Below are 19,822 nucleotides of genomic sequence, written 5' to 3'. Positions count from 1 at the left end.
TGACCCAATCGAGGTATACCCCCATGATGAAAGGTGGCATGGCCGGCCTGATGAAGCAGGCCCAGCAGATGCAGGAAAAGATGCAGAAGATGCAGGAAGAGCTGGCCAACGCCGAAGTCACCGGCCAGTCCGGTGGCGGCCTGGTGAGCGTAGTGATGACCGGTCGTCACGACGTCAAGCGTGTCAGCATCGACCAGAGCCTGATGTCGACCGATGAAGACGACAAGGAAGTGCTGGAAGACCTGATCGCCGCCGCGCTGAACGACGCTGTGCGCAAGGTCGAGCAGAACAGCCAGGACAAGATGGGCAGCATGACCGCTGGCATGCAGCTGCCGCCGGGCTTCAAGATGCCGTTCTAAGGGCATTTGCGTTACCGAAAACCGCCGCTGACAACAGCGGCGGTTTTTTTGTTGGTGAGATTTCAACCCTGGTGCGGTGTGTTTTTTGTGGGAGCGGCCTTGTGTCGCGAAAGGGCTGCGCAGCAGCCCCGGCAATTCACGCTGCGTAGCTGAAATCCCGGGGCCGCTGCGCGACCCTTTCGCGACACAAGGCCGCTCCCACAAACAAGGCGGACCGCACAGGTCGTGGGGCGGATTTGACGCCATTGCCCCCCGCTGGGTATAAACCGCCTCTTATTTGTTTGTCAGGCCTTTCCCATGAGCTTCAGCCCTCTCATCCGCCAACTGATCGATGCCCTGCGTATTCTCCCGGGTGTCGGCCAGAAAACCGCCCAGCGCATGGCCCTGCAACTGCTCGAGCGTGACCGCAGTGGCGGCCTGCGCCTGGCCCAGGCCTTGACCCAGGCCATGGAAGGAGTTGGGCATTGCCGTCAGTGCCGCACCCTGACCGAGCAGGAGCTGTGCCCGCAATGCGCTGACACGCGCCGTGACGATACCCAGTTGTGTGTGGTCGAAGGGCCGACCGACGTGTATGCGGTGGAGCAGACCGGCTACCGTGGCCGTTACTTCGTGCTCAAGGGCCATTTGTCACCGCTGGATGGCCTGGGGCCGGAGGCGATCGGGATTCCGCAGCTGATGGCGCGGATTGAGGAACAGGGCACCTTCACCGAGGTGATCCTGGCGACCAACCCGACGGTGGAAGGGGAGGCGACGGCGCATTACATTGCCCAGTTGCTGAGCGAGAAGGGCCTGGTGGCGTCGCGGATTGCCCATGGCGTACCGCTGGGCGGCGAGCTGGAGCTGGTGGATGGTGGGACCTTGGCCCATGCGTTTGCGGGGCGTCGGCCGATTTCGCTCTGATCGAGAATTGTTGGGGCCGCTTTGCGGCCCATTCGCGGCACAAGGCCGCTCCTACAGGGACCGCGTTAATTTTCGGATATTTCGCGATCCCTGTAGGAGCGGCCTTGTGCCGCGAATGGGCTGCAAAGCAGCCCCAAATCCAACTCAGTACTCGCTGAGGGAAAACTCGGTCAGGCAGAAGGTCGGTACCCCGGCCGCCTGCAGCCGGCGTGACCCATCCAGCTCCGGCAAATCAATGATCGCCGCCGCCTCGAACACCTGCGCCCCGGTCCGACGCACCAGGTTGGCCGCTGCCAGCAGCGTACCGCCAGTAGCAATCAAATCATCGAAGATCAACACCGAATCCCCTTCGCACAGGCTGTCGGCATGCACTTCCAGGAAGGCTTCGCCGTACTCGGTCTGGTAACCCTCGCTCAGCACGTCAGCCGGCAGCTTGCCCTGCTTGCGGAACAGGATCAGTGGCTTGTTCAGCTGGTGGGCGATGATCGAGCCGATCAGAAAGCCTCGCGCATCCATGGCACCGATGTGGCTGAACTCGGCCTCGACATAGCGCTCGATGAACTGGTCGGCCACATAGCGCAACCCGCGCGGCGACTGGAACAGCGGGGTGATGTCGCGGAAGATCACGCCGGGTTTGGGGAAGTCCACTACCGGGCGGATCAAGGCTTTGAGGTCGAAGGCGTCGCTGTGCATTGTTGCGGGTATCCTGGAAAAACGAATGCCCAAGTATACCCGCTAAACGCCGGCTTCAGGCCTCGATTGCACCACCGGCCAGCGCGCATAGCTGGATCGGGTCGAGGATGTGCACTTCCTTGCCTTCGGCACGGATCAGGCCGTTCTGCTGGAAGCGGGTGAACACCCGCGACACGGTTTCCACCGCCAGGCCCAGGTAGTTGCCGATTTCGTTGCGCGACATGCTCAGGCGGAACTGGTTGGCCGAATAGCCGCGGGCGCGGAAGCGCGCCGACAGGTTGACCAGGAAGGTGGCAATACGCTCGTCGGCGGTCTTTTTCGACAGCAGCAGCATCATTTGCTGGTCGTCGCGGATTTCCCGGCTCATTACCCGCATCAGCTGGCGGCGAAGCTGCGGCAGTTGCACCGACAGCTCGTCGAGGCGCTCGAACGGAATTTCGCACACCGAGGTGGTTTCCTGGGCCTGGGCCGATACCGGATAAGCCTCGGTGTCCATGCCCGACAGGCCGACCAGCTCGCTGGGCAGGTGGAAGCCGGTAATCTGTTCTTCGCCGCTGTCGCTGAGGCTGAAGGTTTTCAGGGCGCCGGAACGTACCGCGTAGACCGAGCCGAAATTGTCACCCTGGCGGAACAGGAACTCGCCTTTTTTCAGCGGCCGCCCACGCTTGACGATTTCGTCCAGTGCATCCATGTCTTCCAGGTTCAGTGACAGAGGCAGGCACAGGGGGGCCAGGCTGCAGTCCTTGCAATGGGCCTGGTTGTGTGGGCGCAGTTTGACTGGCTCGGACATTTTCATTCGATCCTTGTGGGAAAGCACACATAAGACGTAAGGGTAACTCACGGCGTAGGTTGTAGGCCAGCGTGCGCTGTTGTGGTGCGAGCTGGACTGGCCCCGGCGGGTGCGCGCCGGGGCCTTCGCTGTGCCCATGGTGTGCCTGGCAAGGAAACTTGTCCATGCGGTTGAACGACTCGGTTTCAGATCACCCGCGAAAAGCGCTGGCGGTTGTGCATTGCCAGGTAGGCGTCGAACACCATGCACACCGAGCGCGCCAGCAGGCGGCCGGCCGGCAGGATGCGGATGCCCTTGTCGTCCAGGCGGATCAGGCCGTCGCGCTGCAAGGTCAGCAGTTCCGGCCAGAGGTCGTTGAAGTAGCCGCGAAAATCGATGGTGAAGGCCTGTTCGATCGGCTCGAAATCCAGCTCGAAATGGCAGATCAGCTGCTGGATCACCGCCCGGCGTATGCGGTCGTCGTGGTTGCACAGCAGGCCGCGCTGGGTGGCCAGCTGGGCGTTGGACAGGCTGTCCTGGTAGGTGTTGAGGTCGCTGCTGTTCTGGCAGTACAAGTCGCCGATCTGGCTGATGGCCGACACGCCCAGGCCGATTAGGTCGCAGTGCCCATGGGTGGTGTAGCCCTGGAAGTTACGCTGCAGGGTGCCTTCCTCCTGGGCGATGGCCAGCTCGTCGTCGGGCAGCGCGAAGTGGTCCATGCCGATGTAGCGGTAGCCGGCTGCGGTCAGCTGGTCGATGGTGGCGTGCAGCATCTCCAGCTTGGCGGCCGCGCTGGGCAGGTCATTGCTGTCGATGCGCCGTTGCGGCATGAAGCGCTCGGGCAGGTGGGCGTAGTTGAACACCGACAGACGGTCGGGTTGCAGGCGGATCACTTCTTCGACGGTGCGGGCAAAGCCTTCCGGGGTTTGCTTGGGCAGGCCGTAGATCAGGTCGAGGTTGATCGAGCGGAACTGCAGGGTGCGCGCGGCTTCGATCAGGGTGCGGGTCTGTTCCAGGCTCTGCAGGCGGTTGACCGCGCGCTGCACGGCCGGGTCGAGGTCCTGCACGCCCAGGCTGACGCGGTTGAAGCCCAGCTCGCGGAGCAGGCCCATGGTCGACCAGTCGGCCTCGCGCGGGTCGATCTCGATACCGTAGTCGCCGGAATCGTCGTCCAGCAGATGGAAGTGCTGGCGCAGGGTGGCCATCAGCTGGCGCAGTTCCACATGGCTGAGGAAGGTCGGTGTGCCGCCGCCGAAATGCAGCTGTTCAACACGTTGTTTAGGGGCGAGGTGGCAGGCGATCAGCTGGATTTCCTGCTCCAGGCGCTGCAGGTAGGGCGCGGCGCGGCCGCGGTCCTTGGTGATGACCTTGTTGCAGGCGCAGTAGTAGCAGATGTTGGCGCAGAACGGCACGTGCACGTACAGCGACAGCGGGCGCACGGCCCGACGGCTCTCGCGCAGGGCGTGGAGCAGGTCGAACGAGCCCACTTCGCTGTGCAGTTGCACGGCGGTCGGGTAAGAGGTGTAGCGTGGTCCGGCCAGGTCGTAGCGGCGGATCAGGTCGGTATCCCAACGTAGGTCGTCGAGCATGAGGGCGGTCCCCGGAAAGAGCAGCAGTGCCCCGGAGTCTATGGCCGTCTGTAGGAATCTGTGTTGATTTGTATCAAGGGCATTAGGGCTGCAGAGCAGCCCCCATCAATGCCCCATCAACCAATGCTGGTGCGGTCCAGGCATGGTCCAGATACCAAACAGCATCACCAGCACCCCGCCAGCCACCCGCACACTGCGTCTTTTCAACAAAATGTTTACCCGCTCCGCGGCTAATCCGGTAGCCAGCAGCACCGGCCAGGTCCCCACGCCGAACGCCAGCATCAGCGTCGCGCTGTACCCGGCATTGCCTTGGCTGGCTGCCCACAGCAAGGTGCTGTACACCAGGCCGCATGGCAGCCAGCCCCACAGCGCCCCCAGCAGCAACGCGCGGGGCAGGCTGGACACTGGCAGCAAGCGCGACGCCACTGGCTGGATATGCCGCCACAGCCCCCGGCCCAGTGCCTCGATGCGGGTCAGCCCGCTCCACCAGCCGGCCAGGTACAGCCCCATGGCGATCAACAGCAGCGCCGCCACCACCCGCAGTGCCAGCGCCGCCGGGCTGCTGGCCACGGCCCAGCCGGCCAGGCCCAGCAGCAGGCCGGCACAGGCATAACTGAGAATGCGCCCAAGGTTGTAAGCCAGCAGCAGGCGCAAGCGCCGGCCACGTTGTTCGGGCGGGATGGCAAGGGTCAGCGCGCCCATCAGGCCGCCGCACATGCCCAGGCAGTGGCCGCCGCCGAGCAGGCCGAGGATCATCGCCGAGCCCAGCAGGGGCAGCAGGTCAGGCACGGGGTGGGGGTTCCTTGTCGGTGTCGGCCTGGCTGTCGTCAGGCTTCACCGCCGCCTGGTGGCGCGGGTCCTGGTCGTCGAACAGGATGCTGTGGGCCGGGCTTTCCAGGTCGTCGTACTGGCCACTGTCCACCGCCCAGAAGAAGATGTACACGGCCACGCCGACCAGCAGCAGGGCCGCGGGGATCATGATGTAGAGGGCGGGCATGGTGACTTCCTCCCAGGCAGGGGCGCTTCATTCGTTGGCAAGCCCGATGCCAAGGGCAGGCGGGTCAGGCGCAGGGCGTTGAGCACCACGATCAGTGAACTGACCGACATGCCGATGGCTGCCCATACCGGGGTGATCCAGCCGAGCGCGGCAAACGGCAACATCAGGCCATTATACAGGGTCGCCCACAGCAGGTTCTCGAGGATGTTGCGGCGGGTGCGGCGGGCCAGTTCGAAGGCCTGTACCAGCGCCTGCAGGCGGTTGGACAGCAGCACGGCGTCGGCGCTGGTCTTGGCCAGGTCGGTGGCGCTGCCCATGGCGATGCTGATGTCGGCGGCGGCCAGCACCGGCACGTCGTTGACCCCGTCGCCCAGCATCAGCACCTTGCGCCCGGCTGCCTGCAACGCCTTCAGCCGGTCCAGTTTGTCGTCCGGGCGCAGGCCGCCGATGGCCTGGTCGATGCCCAGCTGTGCGGCCACTTCGGCAACCATCGGCGAGCTGTCGCCGGACAGCAGCAGCGTGCGCCAGCCACGGGCCTTGCAGGCTGCCAACAGGGCAGGGGCATCGTCGCGCAGGCGGTCGTCCAGGCCGAACCAGGCCAGCGGGCCCTGGCGGTCGCCCAGCAGCAGCCACTGGCCGCGTGGCTCCGGCACAGCGGGGATTTCCGCGCCGCTCAGGGCACAGACGAAGGTGGCCTGGCCAATGCGCAGTTGCTGGCCTTCGACCAGCCCTTCCAGGCCCAGGCCAGGTACGGTCTGCACATCGTCAGCAGGCATGGCGGTGCGGCCGAAGGCACGGGCGATGGGGTGTTCGGAGCGGTTTTCCAGCGCCGCGGCCAAGGCCAGGCAGCGGTCGGCGGGCAGGCTGCCGAGCGGGCGGATGCTGCGCAAGGTCAGGCGGCCTTCGGTCAGGGTGCCGGTCTTGTCGAAAATCACCGTGTCGATCTGGTTCAGGCCTTCCAGCACATGGCCGCGGGTCACCAGCAGGCCGAGCTTGTGCAAGGTGCCGGTGGCCGCAGTAAGCGCCGTTGGCGTGGCCAGGGACAGCGCGCAAGGGCAGGTCGCTACCAGCATGGCCAGTACGATCCAGAACGCCCGCGCCGGGTCCTGGTGCCACCACCACAGGCCGATGGCTGCGGCGGCCAGCAGCGAGAACAGCAGGAACCACTGCGAGGCCCGGTCGGCGATTTCGGCCAGGCGTGGTTTCTCGGTCTGGGCGCGTTCCAGCAGGCGGACAATGGCCGACAACCGCGAGTCGTGGCCGAGGGCTTCCACTTCCACGTTCAGGGTGCTTTCGACATTCAGGGTGCCGCCGGTAACCCGCTCGCCGACTCGGCGTGGTTGCGGCAGGTATTCACCGGTCAGCAGCGATTCATCGACGCTGGAGCGGCCTTCGACGATGCGCCCGTCGGCGGGGATTACTGCGCCTGGCAGCACCTGTACCGTGTCACCGCACTGCAGTTCGCTGAGCAGGATGCGCTCGCTGCGGCCGTGGGTGTCCAGGCGCAGGCACGAGGCCGGCAGCAGGTTGACCAGCTGCGCAGTGGCCGCGGCGGTGCGTTCGCGGGCGCGGCGCTCCAGGTAGCGGCCAGTGAGCAGGAACAGCGCAAACATGCCCACGGTGTCGAAATACAGCTCGCCGCTGCCGGTGATGGCGGTCCAGATGCCGGCGCCGAAGGCCAGGCCAATGGCCAGCGACACCGAAACGTCCATGGTCAGGTGGCGGGTGCGCAGGTCGCGTGCCGCGCCCTTGAAGAATGGTGCGCAGCTGTAGAACACGATGGGGATGGTGAGGAACAGCGCCACCCAGCGCAGGATGGTGTGCAGTTCGGGCGACAGGTCGATGTTGAATTCCGGCCAGGTGGCCATGGTTGCCATCATCGCCTGAAACCACAGCAGCCCGGCCACGCCCAGGCGGCGCAGGGCGCTGCGGTTCTCGCGGGCCAGTTGCTCGGTGGCCTGGTCGGGCTGGTAGGGGTGGGCGGCGTAGCCGATCTGGCGCAGCTCGGCGAGCAGGCGCGAGAGTGGCAGTTGCTTGTCGTCCCAGTTCAGCAGCAGGCGGTGGTTGGACAGGTTCAGGCGTGCTTCGGCAACACCGGGCAGGTTGCGCAGGTGCTTTTCGATCAGCCAGCCGCAGGCGGCGCAGCTGATGCCTTCGACCAGCAGGGTAGCTTCGGCCAGATCGCCGGCATGGCGAACGAAGGTTTGCTGTACGTCGCTGCGGTCGTAGAGGGCCAGTTCGTCCTGTAGCTGATTGGGCAGGGCCTCGGGGTTGGCGCTGTTGTCGCTGCGGTGCTGGTAGTAGTGCTCCAGGCCACCGGCAACGATCGACTCGGCCACCGCCTGGCAGCCGGGGCAGCAGAACTGCCGGGGCTCACCGAGGACCACAGCGGTGAAGCGGCTGCCAGCGGGGACGGGCAGGGCGCAGTGGTAGCAGGGGGTGGGTTGGGTCATCACATCATTTGCCTTACACAAATCGGCTGGTTGGGCACGGTGCCTGTGGGAGCGGGTTCACCCGCGAAAGCGTCAGATCCGGCGATGATGCTTTAAGGTCTGACGCCTTCGCGGGTAAACCCGCTCCCACAAGGAGCGGCGGAGGTGCGTTTATCGGTGCTCGGCCCCCTGGAGCGCTTCATCACCCAGCTGCAAGGTCACACCATGCTCCACCTTTTCTTCCTCGAACAAGCGCCAAACCTGGCCACCTTCGCTCCCCAGCAGTTCGACGAAGCGCCGCCCGTCGACCTTGTCTTCCAGCTGCCCCACATAGCGCCCGGCCTCGACCCTGCTCAGCAGCACCTTACGGTCTTTCTCCGGCTGGGTCGGCGAAATCAGGTTCAGCTCCAGGCTCTGCGGGTCGCTGTTGCCGGCCAGGCGCACGTCCACTTCGCCGGTCAGCTCGTCCAGGTGCACGCCGGCCTTCAGGCCCAGGTTCTGTGCCAGCAGTTCTCGGTCCAGCGAGCGGTTGATGCCCTTGCCGGCCTCGTAGTAATTGTCGTTCACCAGGTTGTCCGGGTTGTGCACGGCGATGCTGACCATGGTCAGGCTCAGGCACACCGAGGTGGCGAGGATGCCGATGATGATCCAGGGCCAGAGGTGCTTGTACCAGGGGCTGGTGGCGGTGGCAGGCATTGGTGGTTATCTCTCTTAGCGGATCTGTGGGCCGATGAAACGGCTCTTGGCTTCAAGCTGTGCGTCGCTGTCATCGGCGCTCTTGAGGATGAAGGTGATTTCGTTGGTGGTCGACGGCAGTTTCTCGGGCGCGATCGACAGTTGCACCGGCAGGCTGACGATATCACCAGCGTCCACGCGGATCTCGCGCTGGCCTTCAAGCTTCAGGTCCGGCAGGCCGGTGGCGTCCAGCACGTAGACATGGTCACGCTGGTCCTTGTTCATCACCTTCAGGCTGTACACGTTCTCGATCCGCCCCTGGGCGTTCTCGCGGTAAAGCACGCGGTCCTTGCTGACGTCGAAACCGACCAGCGAACGGGTGGCGAAGGCGGTGGCCAGGCCGACCATCATCACCAGCAGTACCACGGCGTAACCGATCAGCCGCGGGCGCAGCAGGTGGGTCTTCTGCCCGGACAGGTTGTGTTCGGTGGTGTAGCTGATCAGCCCTTTTGGGTAGTTCATCTTGTCCATGATGTTGTCACAGGCGTCGATGCACGCGGCGCAGCCGATGCACTCGATCTGCAGGCCGTCACGGATGTCGATGCCGGTGGGGCAGACCTGCACGCACATGGTGCAATCGATGCAGTCGCCCAGGCCCGCAGCCTTGTAGTCCAGGTCCTTTTTGCGCGGGCCGCGGGTTTCGCCACGGCGCGGGTCGTAGGAAACGATCAGCGTGTCCTTGTCGAACATCACGCTCTGGAAGCGCGCGTAGGGGCACATGTACACGCACACCTGCTCGCGCAGCCAGCCGGCGTTGCCGTAGGTGGCGAGGGTGAAGAAGCCGACCCAGAAGTAGGCCCAGCCGTCAGCCTGACCGGTAAAGAATTCGGTGGCCAGTTCACGGATCGGCGAGAAATAGCCGACAAAGGTCATGCCGGTGACGAAACCGATCAGCAGCCACAGGCTGTGCTTGGCGAACTTGCGCAGGAACTTGTTGCCGCTCATGGGGGCTTTGTCGAGCTTCATGCGCTGGTTGCGGTCGCCCTCGGTGACCTTTTCGCACCACATGAAAATCCATGTCCACACGCTTTGCGGGCAGGTGTAGCCGCACCACACCCGGCCGGCGAACACGGTGATGAAGAACAGGCCGAAGGCGGCAACGATGAGGATGCCCGAAAGCAGAATGAAGTCTTGCGGCCAGATGGTGGCGCCGAAGATGTAGAACTTGCGCTCGGGCAGGTTCCACCACACGGCCTGGTGGCCGCCCCAGTTCAGCCACACGGTGCCGAAGTACAGCAGGAACAGCACTGCCCCGCCGACCATGCGCAGGCGTCGGAACAGGCCGGTGAAGGCGCGGGTGTAGATTTTTTCCCGGGAGGCGTAGAGGTCGACGGAATCCTTCCCTTTGTTGGCAGGCGGGGTGACGTCATGTACCGGAATTTGCTTGCTCATCATCAAGTCCCACGGCAGTGGAGAAACGCCGCAGCCAGTGCGTGCCGGCCGCAGTCTCGCGCAATCTGCTAGCGCTCTGCGGCCCATGATACGCCGCTGATGGCAGTATGGGGTCGCGCTGCGACCTTTAGTCGCGTTGGGGTCGTGGTATGAATCGTGTTATGGCGGGTGTCAATTGATCCAGGTCATCAGCCTGCGAGAAATGCTGTGCCTTTGCCGGCCTCTTCGCGGGCTTGCCCGCTCCCACAGGTTCTTCACCAGTCTTGAAGTTGGTGTAATCCCTGTGGGAGCGGGCGCGCCCGCGAAGAGGCCGGGCCTGCTTACTCAGCCTTGGCCGGCTCCGCCTGATGCGACAGGCTGTACACATAAGCCGCCAGCAAGTGCACCTTGTCATTGCCCTGCAACTGCTCCTGGGCCGGCATCTGCCCCTGGCGGCCATAGCGGATGGTCTGCTGCAGTTGTGCAAAGCTCGAACCGTAGATGAACGCCTGCGGGTGGGTCAGGTTCGGCGCGCCCATGGCCGGCGTACCCTTGCCCTCAGGCCCGTGGCAGGCCACGCAGTTGGCGGCGAAGATCTTCTGCCCGTTCTCGGCATCGGCCTTCACGCCCTCTGGCAGGGTACGGCCATCGAGCTTGCTGACCACGAACGCGGCCACGTCGGCCACGCCCTGGTCACCGATCACCTCGGCCCAGGCCGGCATCACGCCGTGGCGGCCGCCCATGATGGTGGTCTTGATGGTGTCCGGCTCGCCGCCCCAGCGCCAGTCGTTGTCGGTGAGGTTAGGGAAGCCGAAGGCACCCTTGGCGTCGGAGCCGTGGCACACCGAGCAGTTGGAAGCGAACAGCCGTGCGCCCATCTTCAGTGCCTGCGGGTCCTTGGCCACCTCAGTGATGGGCATGGCGGCGAACTTGGCGAAGATCGGCCCGAAGCGGGCGTCGGCCTTGGCCATTTCCTTTTCCCACTCGTGCACGCCGGTCCAGCCCGGCTGGCCGTTGGAGAACTCGGTCTGCTTGTCGTTGTCCAGGTACGCGTAGCCCGGCAGGATGCCTTTCCAGTTGCCCAGGCCCGGGTACAGCACCAGGTAGCCGAGGGCGAAGACGATGGTGCCGACGAACAGCCAGAACCACCATTTCGGCAGCGGGTTGTCGTACTCCTCGATGCCATCGAAGGCATGCCCGACGGTTTCGTCGGTGACCTCTTCGCGCTGGCCCTTGCGGGTCGACAGCAGCAGCCAGGTCAACGAGAAGATGGTGCCCAGGGTCAGGACGGTAACGTACAGACTCCAGAAGGTTGTCATTGTTTTTTGCTCCCAGAAGCTTTTGCTTGCTCGACGTGCCGGCTGGCTTCGGGGTCATCCGCGAAGGGCAGTTGGGTCGCTTCGTCGAAGTCCTTTTTACGCCGTGGGTTGAACACCCACAGCGCCAGGCCCACGAAGGCCACCATCACCACGACGGTGCCCAGGCCGCGAATCATCCCGATATCCATCAGCGTCACCGTTTGCTCTTGATGATGGTGCCAAGACCCTGCAGGTACGCGACGATGGCGTCCATTTCGGTCTTGCCCTTGACCGCGTCGCGGGCCCCGGCGATGTCGGCGTCGGTGTACGGCACGCCGAGGGTGCGCAGTACTTCCATCTTCTTCGCGGTGTCCTTGCCGTCGAGCTTGTGCTCGACCAGCCATGGGTACGACGGCATCTTCGATTCCGGTACCACGTTGCGCGGGTTGTACAGGTGCGCACGGTGCCAGTCATCGGAGTAGCGGCCACCGACCCGGGCCAGGTCCGGCCCGGTACGCTTGGAACCCCACAGGAACGGGTGGTCCCACACGCTTTCACCGGCCACCGAGTAGTGGCCATAGCGCTCGGTTTCGGCGCGGAACGGGCGGATCATCTGCGAGTGGCAGCCCACGCAGCCTTCGCGGATGTAGATATCGCGGCCTTCCAGTTCCAGCGCGGTGCGCGGCTTCATGCCTTCCACGGGTTTGTTGGTGACGTCCTGGAAAAACAGCGGGACGATCTGGGTCAGGCCACCGACGCTCACGGCGATGACCATGAAGAAGGCCAGCAGGCCTATGTTCTTCTCGACGGCTTCATGCTTCATCAGTGCGCTCCCACGACGACGATCTTGGCGGCTTCCTCAGCCTGTGCCGGGTTGGCGGCACGTACGGTACGGAACACGTTGTAGGCCATCAGCAGCATGCCGGTGGCGAAGAACGCACCGCCCAGGGCGCGGACGATATAGCCAGGGTGGCTTGCCTGCAGGGCTTCGACGAAGGAGTAGGTGAGGGTGCCGTCATCGTTGATGGCGCGCCACATCAGGCCCTGGGTGATGCCGTTTACCCACATCGAGGCGATGTACAGCACAGTACCGATGGTGGCCAGCCAGAAGTGCGCGTTGATCAGGCCGATGCTGTGCATCTGCTCGCGACCGTAGAGTTTCGGGATCATGTGGTACACGGCGCCGATCGAGATCATCGCCACCCAGCCGAGGGCGCCGGCGTGGACGTGGCCGATGGTCCAGTCGGTGTAGTGCGACAGCGAGTTCACGGTCTTGATGGCCATCATCGGGCCTTCGAAGGTGGACATGCCGTAGAACGCCAGCGACACCACCAGGAAGCGCAGGATCGGGTCGGTGCGCAGTTTGTGCCAGGCACCGGACAGGGTCATCATGCCGTTGATCATGCCCCCCCAGCTTGGTGCCAGCAGGATGATCGACATCACCATGCCCAGCGACTGTGCCCAGTCAGGCAGGGCGGTGTAGTGCAGGTGGTGCGGGCCGGCCCAGATGTACAGGGTGATCAGTGCCCAGAAGTGCACGATCGACAGGCGATACGAGTAGATCGGGCGTTCGGCCTGCTTGGGTACGAAGTAGTACATCATCCCCAGGAAGCCGGTGGTGAGGAAGAAGCCCACGGCGTTGTGGCCGTACCACCACTGGATCATCGCGTCGGTGGCGCCGGAGTAGGCCGAGTACGACTTGAACAGGCTTACCGGCAGCGAGATGTGGTTGACGATGTGCAGCATCGCGGTAACCACGATGAAGGCGCCGTAGAACCAGTTGCCGACATAGATGTGCTTGGTCTTGCGCTTGACGATGGTGCCGAAGAACACCAGCCCGTAGGTGACCCAGACGATGGCCAGCAGGATCGCCAGCGGCCACTCGAGCTCGGCGTATTCCTTGGTGGTGGTGTAGCCCATCGGCAGGGTGATCAGCGCGCCGACGATCACCGCCTGCCAACCCCAGAAGGTGAAGGCGGCCATGCTGTCGGAGATCAGCCGGGTCTGGCAGGTGCGCTGCACCACGTAGTAGCTGGTGCCGAACAGCGCACAGCCCCCGAAGGCGAAGATCACCAGGTTGGTGTGCAGCGGGCGCAGGCGGCCGAAGCTGGTCCAGGGCAGGTCCAGGTTCAGTTGCGGCCATACTAGCTGCGAGGCGATGAAGACGCCGAGGCCCATGCCAAGGATCCCCCAGACCACCGTCATGATGGCGAACTGGCGGACGACCTTATAGTTATAAGCAGTCGGACTGATTGCTGTGCTCATTGCTAAGGTTCCACGGTTTTGATGTTCTTGTTGGTCGAAAAATCGGCGCCAGTATTGATAACCACTGGGGTTACCGCAACGCAACTTTGGTACGCCGACCCGTGCCCGAGCCCGTTCACTGATGTCCCGCAGCGATCGGGTCTGGACGATTGTACACAAATAAATATTTGTAATGTGTACCGTTTTTCGTCTTTTTCTGATCGATCGGTCAAGCTTTTTATCGGGACGGCAACAGGCTACGCGCCGCGTCTGCTTCGGTCCTTTCGGAGCGAGGCCCACTGAGGCAACAAGCTTAGTTCTGTTCGGAGGGGGTGCAAGGAGGGGTAGAGCAGGGGGAGGGGCTGCTTTGCAGCCCTTCGCGGGCTTGCCCGCTCCCACAGGTTCACCACAATACTTGAAATCTGTGGTTGACCTGTGGGAGCGGGCGAGTCGGGACGCCGAACCGCCGCGAAGGGGTGTTACTTGGCTGTCAGGTCTGGCGAAGCTTGATCCTGCGACAGGCTATACACATACGCCGCCAGCAGGTGCACCTTGTCGTTGCCCTGGATCTCGGCCTGCGCCGGCATCTGCCCCTGGCGACCATAGCGAATGGTCTGCTGCAACTGGGCAAAGCTCGAACCGTAGATGAACGCCTGCGGGTGGGTCAGGTCTGGCGCACCCATGGCCGGAGTGCCCTTGCCTTCAGGCCCGTGGCAGGCCACGCAGTTGCCGGCGAAGATCTCCTTGCCTTTGGCCGGGGCGGCCTTGACCCCTTCCGGCAGGGTGCGGCCAGCGAGGTCGGTGAGCACGAACGCGGCCACATCCGCCACGCCCTGCTCGCCGATCACTTCGGCCCAGGCCGGCATCACGCCGTGGCGGCCGTTCATGATCGAAGCCTTGATGGTTTCCGCCTCGCCGCCCCAGCGCCAGTCATTGTCGGTGAGGTTGGGGAAGCCGTAGGCACCCTTGGCGTCCGAGCCGTGGCATACCGAGCAGTTGGAGGCGAACAGGCGGCTGCCCATTTTCAGCGCCTGAGGGTCCTTGGCCACTTCTTCCACGGGCATGGCAGCATACTTGGCGAAGATCGGGCCGAATTTTGCGTCGGCCTTGTCCATTTCCTTCTGCCATTCGTTGGCGCCGGTCCAGCCGTTTTCATAGCCTGGCAGGATGCCCTTCCAGTTGCCCAGGCCCGGGTAGAGGATCAGGTAGCCGACCGAGAACACCAGGGTGCCGACGAACAGCCAGAACCACCACTTGGGCAGCGGGTTGTCGTATTCCTCGATGCCGTCGAAGCTGTGGCCCATGGTCTGGTCGGTGGTGTTGTTGCTCTGGCCCTTGCGGGTGGCGAGCAACAGCCAGGTCAGGCCAATCAGGCTACCGATGGTCAGTACGCAGATGTACGTACTCCAGAAGGTGGTCATTGCCCGTTACTCCTTTTTGCAGCAGGTTCCTGTCCGGCAGAGGGCAGGCGGTCGTCGACGAAGGGCAGCAGGCGCGCTTCGGCGAAATCATGGTCGCGGCGGCGGTTGAATACCCACAGGGTGAGGCCGATGAAGGCGATCATCACCACCAGGGTACCCAGGCCGCGGATCATGCCGATGTCCATTTCCATCGCACTCACCTCTTGTTCTTGATCGCGGTGCCGAGCACCTGCAGGTAGGCGACCAGGGCGTCCATCTCGGTCTTGCCCTTGACCGCGTCGCGGGCCCCGGCGATGTCGTCGTCGGTGTAGGGCACGCCCAGGGTGCGCAGGGTGCGCATCTTGGTGTCGGTGTGGCTGTTGTCGACCTGCTGGGCGACCAGCCACGGGTACGACGGCATCTTCGACTCCGGGACCACGTTGCGCGGGTTGTACAGGTGCGCACGGTGCCAGTCGTCGGAGTAGCGGCCACCGACCCGGGCCAGGTCCGGCCCGGTGCGCTTGGAACCCCACAGGAACGGGTGATCCCATACGCTTTCACCGGCCACCGAGTAGTGGCCATAGCGCTCGGTTTCGGCGCGGAACGGGCGGATCATCTGCGAGTGGCAGCCTACGCAGCCTTCGCGGATGTAGATGTCGCGGCCTTCCAGTTGCAGTGCGGTGTAGGGCTTCATGCCTTCCACCGGTTTGTTGGTGACGTCCTGGAAGAACAGCGGGACGATCTGGGTCAGGCCGCCGATACTGACGGCGAACACCATCAGCAGGGCCAGCAGGCCGACGTTTTTCTCGATGACTTCATGTTTCATCAGGCAGGTCTCCTCAAGCCAGCTGGGCGTTCGCAGGGGCGACATCGAGCGCCGGCGAACGCACGGTGCGCCAAGTGTTCCAGGCCATCAGGAACATGCCGCTGAGGAAGATCGCACCACCGACGAAGCGCACGATGAAGCCTGGGTGGCTGGCCACCAGGGTTTCCACGAACGAGTAGGTGAGCGTGCCGTCACTGTTGACCGCGCGCCACATCAGGCCCTGGGCGATACCGTTGACCCACATCGAGGCGATGTACAGCACGGTGCCGATGGTGGCCAGCCAGAAGTGCGCGTTGATCAGGCCGATGCTGTACATGCGCTCTTTGCCGAACACTTTCGGGATGGTGTGGTACAGCGCGCCGATCGAGATCATCGCCACCCAGCCGAGGGCGCCGGCGTGCACGTGGCCGATGGTCCAGTCGGTGTAGTGGGAGAGGGCGTTGACCGTCTTGATGGCCATCATCGGGCCTTCGAAGGTGGACATGCCGTAGAACGCCAGCGACACCACCAGGAAACGCAGGATCGGGTCGCTGCGCAGTTTGTGCCAGGCGCCGGACAGGGTCATCATGCCGTTGATCATGCCGCCCCAGCTTGGTGCCAGCAGGATCAGCGACATCACCATGCCCAGCGACTGTGCCCAGTCAGGCAGCGCGGTGTAGTGCAGGTGGTGCGGACCGGCCCAGATGTACAGGGTGATCAGCGCCCAGAAGTGCACGATCGACAGGCGATAGGAATACACCGGGCGTTCGGCCTGCTTGGGCACGTAGTAGTACATCATCCCCAGGAAGCCCGCGGTCAGGAAGAAGCCCACGGCGTTGTGGCCATACCACCACTGCACCATGGCATCGGTGGCGCCGGCATAGACCGAGTAGGACTTGGTCAGGCTGACCGGCAGTTCCAGGTTGTTGACGACGTGCAGCATCGCCACGGTGAGGATGAAGCCGCCGAAGAACCAGTTACCGACATAGATGTGCTTGGTGTTGCGCTTCATCAGCGTGCCGAAGAACACGATGGCGTAGCTCACCCAGACGATGGTGATCAGGATGTCGATCGGCCATTCCAGTTCGGCGTATTCCTTGGAGCTGGTGTAGCCCAGCGGCAGGCTGATGGCCGCCAGCAGGATCACCAGTTGCCAGCCCCAGAAGGTGAACGCGGCCAGGCCCGGTGCGAACAGGGTGGTCTGGCAGGTGCGTTGCACCGAATAATAGGAGGTGGCGAACAGCGCACAGCCGCCAAAGGCGAAGATCACCGCATTGGTATGCAGGGGGCGCAGGCGGCCGAAGCTGGTCCAGGGGAGGTCGAAGTTGAGGGAAGGCCAGGCGAGCTGGGCGGCGATGAAGACGCCGAGCCCCATCCCGACGATTCCCCACACCACCGTCATGATGGCGAATTGGCGGACCACCTTGTAGTTATAGGCGGTACTGCTGGTTGTGTTCATGTATGGGTTCCCATCCACGGTTATTTGGCAGGCTTTACAGCGAGGCAAGCATGATTAATGGGCAAAGTGCCGGTATTGACGGGGATCAATGGGCGAAGGTCGGAAATGTCCCAGGCTTGCGCTGCGATCCTCCGCACGTTCAGGGCCAGGGCGGCTACAAGGGCTGCCTGATCCTGGCCCATGGCGCAGGTGCGCCGATGGACAGCGGGTTCATGGACGAAATGGCGCAAAGGCTTGCGGCGCTTGGGGTGGCGGTAGTGCGCTTCGAGTTCCCGTACATGGCCGAGCGCCGGGTTACCGGCGGCAAGCGGCCGCCGAACCCGCAGAAGGTGCTGCTGGAGTGCTGGCGCGAGGTGTACCGGCAGGTGCGACCTTTGGTCACGGGCAAGCTGGCGGTGGGTGGCAAGTCCATGGGCGGGCGCATGGCCAGCCTGCTGGCCGATGAGTTGGGGGCTGATGCACTGGTGTGCCTGGGCTATCCGTTCTATGCGGTGGGCAAACCGGAGAAACCACGGGTCGAGCACCTGGCCGAATTGAAGACGCCGACGTTGATCGTGCAGGGCGAGCGGGATGCGCTGGGTAACCGCGAGGCGGTGGCAGGGTATGCGTTGTCGCCGGCGATCGAAGTGAGCTGGCTAGTGGCGGGGGACCATGACCTGAAGCCGCTGAAGGCCTCGGGGTTCAGCCATGAGCAGCATTTGCAGGCGGCGGCTGAGAAGGTTGCAGCACTCCTGAAGGATTAGTGCCGGGTTCTTCGCGGGTGAACCCGCTCCCACAGGTACTACGCAGGCCCGCAAGCTTGTAGTGAACCTGTGGGAGCGGGCATGCCCGCGAATAGGCCGGAACAGGCTACCGCTTAGTCGCGGTACTCGCACAGGTAAGCGGTATCCACCTTCACCTGCAACTGGAACTTGCTGTCCGCCGGTACGTTGAACTTGTCGCCCGCCTTGAAGGTTTCCCAGTTGTCGCTACCTGGCAGTTTCACGGTCAGCGCACCCGAAACCACGTGCATGATCTCGCGCTTGGCAGTGCCGAACTCGTATTCGCCCGGGGCCATCACACCGACGGTGGCCGGGCCTTCTTCGCCCGCGAATGCGATCGACTTGACGGTGCCGTTGAAGTACTCGTTGACCTGGAACATGGGCGACTCCTGAAAAGGGGGGGGATGAAAAAGGGCTGGCCAGTATGCCCAAGCCCACGGGCCCCGTCATCTGCTTTCAGGTAGCCCCCGCAGGCAGGCTCAACGGCAGCAGTCGCGCGGTATTGCGTGCATCTTCCAGGGCCCGGTGCTGCTGCCCGCAAAAGTGCATGCCGGCCAGCTGCAGGGCACCGTTCAGGCCGGCGGGACGCTGCAGGTGGCGAGCCTTGGCGAAGCGCTGCTTGAGGTTGATGTGCGGCAGGGTCCGTAGCAGGCTGTCCAGCCCATGCTGCTGCCATTCCTGGTGCAACTGCTGGCGGTCGTAGTCGCCCCAGCTGACCCATGCCTGAAGCTGCCCGCGGTGGTGCCCGAGCCAGCGCTCGAAACTTGCCCACACCTCGCGGAACGATGCGGCACTGTCCACGCTGGCCTGGCTGATGTGGGTCAGCTCGCGGCAGAACGGGGTCAGCTGTGGCCGCCGGCGGGGCTTCACGAAGCGCTGGAAGTGGTCGACCTCGCGGCCTTCGCGGGTAACCAGGCTTGCGCCGATTTCAATGACTTCCATCTCTGTGACCGGCCACCCACCATCGTCGGTGGTGGCTTCCAGGTCGATCACCAACCAATGGCCCATACCAGGCTCCCTTGCAGATCCTGCTAGAGCGTAGCCAAACTCCGGGCATCCGGCACCCCCTGGCAGTTTGCCCGCGGCTTTGGCACAAAGGGCCACATAACCGGCAGTTGTATCCGGCCCGGAAAACGCCTAGCTTAGGCGGACCCAGGCATGAACCGTGATGAGTGTCCGTCTTGACTCCAGCGCCCGGCCTCAAGGCCCTGTCTTCCCTGATGCTGCTGGCTGTGTTCTGGCTGGCGGTGCCGTCATGGGCGGCTGGTACCGTAGAAGTGAAGATTGGCGCGGCGCATTTCCCGCCCTACACCGTGCGCCCGGAGCAGGGCGCCGACACCGGCCTGCTACCGCAACTGGTCGACGCGCTCAACCGTGCGCAGCAGCACTACCGCTTCGTTCTGGTACCCACGTCCATCCAGCGGCGTTTCGGTGACTTCCAGCAAGGCCGCACCGACATGGCCATTTTCGAGAACCCGGAGTGGGGCTGGCAACAGATTGCCCACCAGACCGTGGACATGGGCCTGGAAGATGCCGAAGTATTCGTCGCACGCCAGGTCAACGGCCGTGACCCGCACTACTTCGACGACCTGCGTGGCAAGCGCCTGGCGCTGTTCAACGGCTATCACTATGCGTTTGCCGGTTTCAACGCCGACCCGGAATACCTGCGCACGACCTACAGCGCGACCCTGACCTATTCCCACGACAGCAACCTGCGGATGGTGCAGGCCGGTCGCGCCGACATTGCCCTGGTCACGCGCTCCTACCTCAGCGATTTCCTGGCGCGCAACCCGGCCAGCCGGGAGCAATTGGTGCCCTCGCAGCGCATTGACCAGGTCTACCACCACTACGCCTTGCTGCGCCCGGGGGCCCCCATCGGCGAGCAGTCGTTCGCGGCGCTGCTGCGCGCCCTGCGCGACAGTGGCGAGCTGACGCGCATCTTCGAGCCCTACCGCATCACGGTGGCCGCACCACACGACTAAATTCGCGCGTTGCGGCAACGTTCTCAGC

22 protein-coding genes are annotated in these 19,822 nt (G+C 63.9%); 4 read left to right on the top strand and 18 right to left on the bottom strand.

Annotated features, from left to right (window positions below; all coding sequences use genetic code 11):
- The first annotated feature begins 23 nt into the window (after positions 1–23).
- Both A4C63_RS11525 and recR read left to right on the top strand, forming a co-directional pair.
- Positions 24–359 (top strand): YbaB/EbfC family nucleoid-associated protein, encoded by a 336-nt coding sequence (locus A4C63_RS11525; RefSeq protein WP_003259671.1) that lies wholly within the window; start codon positions 24–26, stop codon positions 357–359.
- Positions 360–656: 297 nt separating this feature from the next.
- Positions 657–1,259, top strand: a complete 603-nt coding sequence (gene recR / locus A4C63_RS11520) for a recombination mediator RecR (protein WP_003259670.1) — start codon at positions 657–659, stop codon at positions 1,257–1,259.
- Between the two features lie 144 nt (positions 1,260–1,403).
- Here the strand turns inward: recR and A4C63_RS11515 are convergent, their stop codons facing one another.
- The 16 genes from A4C63_RS11515 to ccoN (A4C63_RS11440) form a co-directional block, all read right to left on the bottom strand.
- Positions 1,404–1,952, bottom strand: coding sequence for an adenine phosphoribosyltransferase (locus A4C63_RS11515; protein WP_009683910.1), 549 nt, complete (start codon positions 1,950–1,952; stop codon positions 1,404–1,406).
- Positions 1,953–2,007: 55 nt separating this feature from the next.
- On the bottom strand, positions 2,008–2,742 hold the full coding sequence (gene fnrA, locus A4C63_RS11510; RefSeq protein WP_016711709.1) for a Crp/Fnr family transcriptional regulator FnrA: 735 nt from the start codon (positions 2,740–2,742) through the stop codon (positions 2,008–2,010).
- Between the two features lie 185 nt (positions 2,743–2,927).
- Complete coding sequence (gene hemN / locus A4C63_RS11505; RefSeq protein ID WP_063912765.1) at positions 2,928–4,310, bottom strand: oxygen-independent coproporphyrinogen III oxidase; 1,383 nt, start codon at positions 4,308–4,310, stop codon at positions 2,928–2,930.
- Between the two features lie 105 nt (positions 4,311–4,415).
- The gene (locus tag A4C63_RS11500; RefSeq protein ID WP_063912764.1) at positions 4,416–5,099 is read right to left on the bottom strand and encodes a sulfite exporter TauE/SafE family protein; all 684 of its coding nucleotides are present in this window, start codon (positions 5,097–5,099) and stop codon (positions 4,416–4,418) included.
- Positions 5,092–5,307 carry a cbb3-type cytochrome oxidase assembly protein CcoS gene (ccoS, locus tag A4C63_RS11495; RefSeq protein ID WP_063912763.1) on the bottom strand — a complete coding sequence of 72 codons (216 nt, stop codon included), beginning with the start codon at positions 5,305–5,307 and terminating at the stop codon, positions 5,092–5,094. Before ccoS ends, A4C63_RS11500 begins: the two co-directional genes overlap by 8 nt.
- Positions 5,286–7,760, bottom strand: coding sequence for a heavy metal translocating P-type ATPase (locus A4C63_RS11490; protein WP_063912762.1), 2,475 nt, complete (start codon positions 7,758–7,760; stop codon positions 5,286–5,288). Before A4C63_RS11490 ends, ccoS begins: the two co-directional genes overlap by 22 nt.
- Positions 7,761–7,910: 150 nt before the next feature.
- The gene (locus A4C63_RS11485; protein ID WP_063912761.1) at positions 7,911–8,435 is read right to left on the bottom strand and encodes a FixH family protein; all 525 of its coding nucleotides are present in this window, start codon (positions 8,433–8,435) and stop codon (positions 7,911–7,913) included.
- Positions 8,436–8,450: 15 nt separating this feature from the next.
- Complete coding sequence (gene ccoG, locus A4C63_RS11480) at positions 8,451–9,866, bottom strand: cytochrome c oxidase accessory protein CcoG (protein WP_063912760.1); 1,416 nt, start codon at positions 9,864–9,866, stop codon at positions 8,451–8,453.
- A gap of 320 nt (positions 9,867–10,186) precedes the next feature.
- The gene (gene ccoP / locus A4C63_RS11475; RefSeq protein WP_063912759.1) at positions 10,187–11,164 is read right to left on the bottom strand and encodes a cytochrome-c oxidase, cbb3-type subunit III; all 978 of its coding nucleotides are present in this window, start codon (positions 11,162–11,164) and stop codon (positions 10,187–10,189) included.
- Positions 11,161–11,352 (bottom strand): CcoQ/FixQ family Cbb3-type cytochrome c oxidase assembly chaperone, encoded by a 192-nt coding sequence (locus A4C63_RS11470; protein WP_003259925.1) that lies wholly within the window; start codon positions 11,350–11,352, stop codon positions 11,161–11,163. The genes ccoP (A4C63_RS11475) and A4C63_RS11470 overlap by 4 nt, the downstream gene beginning before the upstream one ends.
- Positions 11,353–11,357: 5 nt before the next feature.
- Positions 11,358–11,966, bottom strand: coding sequence for a cytochrome-c oxidase, cbb3-type subunit II (ccoO, locus tag A4C63_RS11465; protein ID WP_013973496.1), 609 nt, complete (start codon positions 11,964–11,966; stop codon positions 11,358–11,360).
- Positions 11,966–13,408 carry a cytochrome-c oxidase, cbb3-type subunit I gene (ccoN, locus tag A4C63_RS11460; RefSeq protein WP_063912758.1) on the bottom strand — a complete coding sequence of 481 codons (1,443 nt, stop codon included), beginning with the start codon at positions 13,406–13,408 and terminating at the stop codon, positions 11,966–11,968. Before ccoN (A4C63_RS11460) ends, ccoO (A4C63_RS11465) begins: the two co-directional genes overlap by 1 nt.
- A 458-nt stretch (positions 13,409–13,866) precedes the next feature.
- Positions 13,867–14,808: a cytochrome-c oxidase, cbb3-type subunit III gene (ccoP, locus tag A4C63_RS11455; protein WP_063912757.1), complete on the bottom strand. Its 942-nt coding sequence runs from the start codon at positions 14,806–14,808 to the stop codon at positions 13,867–13,869.
- Positions 14,805–14,999, bottom strand: a complete 195-nt coding sequence (locus A4C63_RS11450) for a CcoQ/FixQ family Cbb3-type cytochrome c oxidase assembly chaperone (RefSeq protein ID WP_063912756.1) — start codon at positions 14,997–14,999, stop codon at positions 14,805–14,807. The genes ccoP (A4C63_RS11455) and A4C63_RS11450 overlap by 4 nt, the downstream gene beginning before the upstream one ends.
- 5 nt (positions 15,000–15,004) lie before the next feature.
- Complete coding sequence (gene ccoO, locus A4C63_RS11445; protein WP_013973492.1) at positions 15,005–15,613, bottom strand: cytochrome-c oxidase, cbb3-type subunit II; 609 nt, start codon at positions 15,611–15,613, stop codon at positions 15,005–15,007.
- Between the two features lie 13 nt (positions 15,614–15,626).
- On the bottom strand, positions 15,627–17,051 hold the full coding sequence (ccoN, locus tag A4C63_RS11440; RefSeq protein WP_013973491.1) for a cytochrome-c oxidase, cbb3-type subunit I: 1,425 nt from the start codon (positions 17,049–17,051) through the stop codon (positions 15,627–15,629).
- 50 nt (positions 17,052–17,101) lie between these two features.
- On the opposite strand from ccoN (A4C63_RS11440), the gene A4C63_RS11435 reads away from it, so the two are divergent.
- Positions 17,102–17,794 carry an alpha/beta family hydrolase gene (locus tag A4C63_RS11435; protein ID WP_063912755.1) on the top strand — a complete coding sequence of 231 codons (693 nt, stop codon included), beginning with the start codon at positions 17,102–17,104 and terminating at the stop codon, positions 17,792–17,794.
- A 113-nt stretch (positions 17,795–17,907) separates the two neighbouring features.
- On the opposite strand, the gene A4C63_RS11430 is transcribed toward A4C63_RS11435, so the two are convergent.
- Together A4C63_RS11430 and A4C63_RS11425 are read right to left on the bottom strand one after the other, a co-directional pair.
- Positions 17,908–18,192 (bottom strand): pyrimidine/purine nucleoside phosphorylase, encoded by a 285-nt coding sequence (locus A4C63_RS11430; RefSeq protein ID WP_003259920.1) that lies wholly within the window; start codon positions 18,190–18,192, stop codon positions 17,908–17,910.
- Positions 18,193–18,268: 76 nt separating this feature from the next.
- Positions 18,269–18,820: an exonuclease domain-containing protein gene (locus A4C63_RS11425; protein WP_063912754.1), complete on the bottom strand. Its 552-nt coding sequence runs from the start codon at positions 18,818–18,820 to the stop codon at positions 18,269–18,271.
- Positions 18,821–18,993: 173 nt separating this feature from the next.
- Here A4C63_RS11425 and A4C63_RS11420 point away from each other — a divergent pair, with 173 nt between their 5' ends.
- Complete coding sequence (locus A4C63_RS11420; RefSeq protein ID WP_063912753.1) at positions 18,994–19,794, top strand: ABC transporter substrate-binding protein; 801 nt, start codon at positions 18,994–18,996, stop codon at positions 19,792–19,794.
- Positions 19,795–19,822: the final 28 nt, after the last annotated feature.

Origin of the sequence: Pseudomonas sp. p21, from assembly GCF_001642705.1 — a bacterium.
Classification (GTDB): Bacteria; Pseudomonadota; Gammaproteobacteria; order Pseudomonadales; family Pseudomonadaceae; genus Aquipseudomonas.
This window is presented reverse-complemented; position numbering and strand designations above follow the sequence as displayed.